The organism is Marinobacter sp. SBS5, assembly GCF_048285575.1.
Taxonomy (GTDB): Bacteria; Pseudomonadota; Gammaproteobacteria; order Pseudomonadales; family Oleiphilaceae; genus Marinobacter.
Genome location: NZ_JBLWAZ010000008.1, coordinates 1 through 3,473, shown reverse-complemented (window position 1 = coordinate 3,473; position 3,473 = coordinate 1). Strand labels below are relative to the sequence as shown.

The 3,473-nt window shown below is 56.6% G+C and carries 3 protein-coding genes; all 3 read right to left on the bottom strand.

Translation table 11 applies throughout. The features are described 5' to 3' along the window. Positions 1–95: 95 nt before the first annotated feature. Positions 96–1,547: an Asp-tRNA(Asn)/Glu-tRNA(Gln) amidotransferase subunit GatB gene (gene gatB, locus ACNQ6O_RS14565; protein WP_418053930.1), complete on the bottom strand. Its 1,452-nt coding sequence runs from the start codon at positions 1,545–1,547 to the stop codon at positions 96–98. Between the two features lie 22 nt (positions 1,548–1,569). Continuing rightward, entirely contained in the window at positions 1,570–3,015 is a 1,446-nt protein-coding gene (gene gatA / locus ACNQ6O_RS14560) for an Asp-tRNA(Asn)/Glu-tRNA(Gln) amidotransferase subunit GatA (protein WP_418053929.1), read from the bottom strand. A gap of 72 nt (positions 3,016–3,087) precedes the next feature. Further along, positions 3,088–3,375, bottom strand: a complete 288-nt coding sequence (gene gatC / locus ACNQ6O_RS14555; RefSeq protein WP_418053928.1) for an Asp-tRNA(Asn)/Glu-tRNA(Gln) amidotransferase subunit GatC — start codon at positions 3,373–3,375, stop codon at positions 3,088–3,090. Between the last annotated feature and the right edge of the window lie 98 nt (positions 3,376–3,473).

Below are 3,473 nucleotides of genomic sequence, written 5' to 3'. Positions count from 1 at the left end.
CGCCCCCGCAAACCTGGCAGACCACGAGTAAGGCCGCAGCCCCAAAACTAAAATGCTAGGGCCGGAGTATAGCCCCCGACCCAAGCTCAATCCCATTAACCACCAAGCTTGCGAACAAGAATCTCGTTGAACAGCTTTGGGTTGCCCTGGCCTTTGGAAGCCTTCATCAAGGGGCCCATAAAGCCGCCGAGCATCTTCTTGCGCTTCTTCGGATCTTCCTCGCCTTGGTATTGAGCAACCTGATCCGGCATGCCGGCCAGAACCTCGTCTACCATAGCTTCCAGAGCTCCAGTGTCGGAAACCTGCTTAAGGCCCTTGGCTTCGATAATCGCATCTACGTTATCGTTCTCGCCAGACCACAGAGCTTCGAACACCTTCTTCGCGCCAGAAGAAGACACCGTGTTATCGGCAATACGAGTGACCAGAGCGCCAAGCTGAGCACCAGTAATTGGCGCGTCTGCCACCGACTTCTCTTCCGCATTCAAGCGAGCAGAAAACTCACCTTGAACCCAGTTGGAGGCCAGTTTTGCGTCCTTGCCATGCTCAACAGTTTCCTCGAAGAAACCGGCCAGCTTGGCGTCGGCAGACAAAATGCCAGCGTCGTAGTCGTTCAGGCCGTATTGCTCCTTAAACCGAGCGCGGCGAGCGTCTGGCAGTTCCGGCAAGCGGGCGCGGGCGTCTTCGATAAAGGCATCGTCGATTACGACCGGCAGCAGATCCGGGCAGGGGAAGTAGCGGTAGTCGTTGGCTTCTTCCTTGCTCCGCATGGAGCGAGACTCATCCCGGTCGCCGTTGTACAGGCGGGTTTCCTGAACGATCTCGCCGCCGTCTTCCAAGATGTCCATCTGGCGCTCAACTTCGTGCGCGATGGCCTGTTCCATAAAGCGGAAGGAGTTCAGGTTCTTGGTTTCGGTGCGGGTGCCGAGTGTGTCAGAGCCTTTGGGTTTGAGCGAAATGTTCACGTCGAAACGCATGGATCCCTGAGACATATCGCCGTCGCAGATGCCCAGCGACGTCACCAAGCTGTGCAGTTTCTTGGCGAAGGCCACGGCTTCTTCAGCACTGTTCATGTCTGGCTCGGTCACTACCTCGATCAGCGGTGTTCCTGCGCGGTTCAAGTCGATGCCGGACATGCCGTGGTAATCCTCATGCAAGGATTTACCGGCGTCTTCTTCCAGGTGGGCGTGGTGAATGCGTACCCGCTTGGTGCTGCCGTCGGACAGGTCGATGTCTACATGGCCGGGACCAACAATCGGCTGGGCCAGCTGCGTGGTCTGGTAGCCCTTGGGCAAATCCGGGTAGAAGTAGTTTTTACGCTCAAATACCGAGCGACGACCAATTTCAGAATTGGTGGCTAAGCCAAACATCACGGCATAACGGAACGCCTGTTCGTTCGGAACAGGTAGTGTGCCCGGCATGGCCAGATCAACGGCGTTGGCCTGGGTGTTGGGCTCGGCGCCGAAGGCGGTGCTAGAGCCTGAGAAAATCTTGGTTTTGGTGGCAAGCTGAACGTGAATTTCCAACCCGATCACGATATCCCACTGCATGTGTTCGTCTCCTTATCCGGGCTTATTGAGGTTCACGCTGGTGCCAATCGGTCACCTGCTGGAACTGATGGGCTGCGTTCAGCAGGCGCGCTTCGGAGAAGTAATCTCCGATAATCTGCAAACCAACCGGCAAACCGTCAACAAAGCCGGCAGGCACAGACATGGCCGGAATGCCCGCCAGGTTGATGGCGATGGTGAAAACGTCTTCCAGGTACATAGTCACCGGGTCAGTCGTTTTCTCGCCCTGAACGAAAGCGGGGGAAGGCGACACCGGGCTCATCATCACGTCCACGTCTTTGAACGCATTGATAAAGTCCTGCTGAATCAAGCGGCGAACCTTTTGGGCTTTCAGGTAATAAGCATCGAAGTAACCGGCCGACAACGCATAGCTACCCACCAAAATCCGGCGCTTAACTTCGTTGCCGAAACCTTCCGCGCGGGTGCGGGTGTACATATCCATCAGGTCTTTCGGGTTTTCGCAGCGGTAGCCATAACGTGCGCCGTCAAAACGGGACAAGTTGGCGGAGGCTTCCGCCGGAGCAATCACGTAGTACGCAGCGATAGCCAGTTTGGCGTTCGGCAGGGAGACTTCCTTCACCGTCGCGCCCAGCTTCTCGTATTCACGCACCGCATTGCGAACCTGCTCTTCCATAGCTGGCGACAATTGCTCGCTGAAGTACTCCTTCGGCAGGCCAATCTTCAGACCTTTCAGCGGCTCGTTCAGCGTGGCGGTGTAATCCGGCACTTCGCGGTCGATGCAGGTCGAATCCTTCGTATCAAACCCGGCCATCACATTCATCATCAGCGCCGCGTCTTCCGCCGTGCGCGTCATGGGGCCGCCTTGATCGAGTGAAGAAGCAAAAGCGATCATCCCGTAACGGGAAACCCGGCCATAAGTCGGCTTCAAACCGGTAATGCCGCACAACGCCGCAGGCTGGCGGATAGAGCCGCCGGTGTCGGTGCCCGTGGCCGCAGGCACCAACCGTGCCGCGACAGCCGCCGCCGAGCCGCCGGAAGAGCCTCCCGGTACACGCTTTTCACCCCAAGGGTTGGTCACGGCACCAAAAAAGCTGGACTCGTTAGAAGACCCCATGGCGAACTCGTCCATGTTGGTCTTGCCCAAGCACACCGCGCCGGCGGCTTTAAAGTTCGCCGTCACCGTGGCGTCGTAAGGCGGTACAAAATTTTCCAGCATCTTCGAGCCGCAGGTAGTGCGAACGCCGTTGGTGCAGAAAATATCCTTGTGGGCAAACGGAACCCCAGTCCAAGCCGTCGCTTTACCGGCCGCACGCATCTCATCGGCTGCTTTGGCCTCGGCCAGCGCCTGCTCATCGGAGATGGTAATAAAGCTGTTGTACTTACCGTCTTCACTCTTCAGACGGTCGAGGAACTGTTGTGTCAGCTCCACGCTTGAAATCTTCCCGCTCTCCAGCTCTTTGGAAAGCTCTGCTACGGATTTGTTATGCATCATCAATCCTGAAAACTATGATGGTCAGAAAAATTGCCGGGTAAAAGGCAGCGGCTGATTAGCTGAACAAGTTCACTCGATAACCTTGGGAACCAGATACAGCCCATCCTCGGTAGCGGGCGCAATCGCCTGAAACGCTTCCCGCTGATTGGTCTCGGTGACCTCATCCGCGCGCAATCGCTGAACGGCATCCAGAGGATGCGCCATGGGCTCCACGGCATCGGTATCCGCAGCACTTAACTGATCTACCAGATCCAGGATGTTGCCCAGATCCTTCTCCAGAGCCGAAACCTGCTCGTCATCCACTTTGATGCGGGCGAGCACGGCAACTTTTTCAATGTCCTCGCGGGAAATGCTCATGTTGCCTCCAATAAAGCATGTGTGAATACAATTTAATGCAATGATGTTCGGACACCTAAAACGGGCTGTTTCAGGCGCTCCTGCGATGTCCGGGGATG